The 848-nt window shown below is 36.3% G+C and carries 1 protein-coding gene; it reads left to right on the forward strand.

Features of this window, described 5'->3' with window-relative positions; genetic code table 11:
- Positions 1-81: 81 nt before the first annotated feature.
- Positions 82-627, forward strand: a complete 546-nt coding sequence (locus LIZ98_RS17560; RefSeq protein WP_227140418.1) for a sulfite exporter TauE/SafE family protein — start codon at positions 82-84, stop codon at positions 625-627.
- Positions 628-848 lie beyond the last annotated feature (221 nt).

Raw genomic sequence — 848 nt, forward strand, 5'->3', positions numbered from 1 at the left:
TTGTCAAGTGCTTTCCTTGACAAGCCAAATAGAAACTACTACCCTTGTAAGTCATGAAATGAAGGTGGTTTCCACTCAAAAATGCGAATACCCGAGTCTTTTTGGGTAATCCCAATTAGTGTTATAGGCGGTATTAGCGGAGGGATAATCGCTTCTATTCTTTCATCGAAATATTTATTTATTATTGCAATCTTTTTACTCATCTTTGCATTTATTTCATCCTTTTTGGGTAAAGACCAATTTCAAGGAGATCAAAAATTGACGATAAACAAAATTAGTTTACCTGGATTATACTCCATTGGTATTTATGACGGCTTATTTGGTCCTGGTCAGGGGACTTTGCAACTTTATTTATTTGGTTATTTAAAAATTTCATACTTGAGGGCGATTGCATATAGCAGACTTGCTACGTTTTCAAGCTGTTTTGGGGCAGCTGTAACATATATTACGACGGGACATATCATTTGGTCATATACCATTTGTTTATTACTTGGTTCTTTAAGCGGTGCCCAAGTAGGTGTTCGCGTTGCTGAAAAGTTAAAACCAAACTTAATAAAACCGTTATTACGAGTGGTTACTGTTGCTCTTATTTTCCAAATTATTGCTAATCAAATTTCGGGTAATTAGGATGTAGTAAAATCAGAACCTCTTATTATTAAAGTCACAAGTGTTCTCGACTAATTCAAAGATAATATCCTTAAGTTTCGCATCTTAGAAAACCAATCAAATCAACGAGACCCTTTCTCGTCATCGATTTGAGGCGAAAAACTCCCTTTTTGGGCGACGAAAGCTATTCTCGTCGTCATTTTGAAGCCGAAAACGCTCTTTTTGGGCGACGAGACCTATTC

The organism is Caldibacillus sp. 210928-DFI.2.18, from assembly GCF_020554505.1.
GTDB classification, from domain to species: domain Bacteria; phylum Bacillota; class Bacilli; order Bacillales; family Caldibacillaceae; genus Caldifermentibacillus; species Caldifermentibacillus hisashii.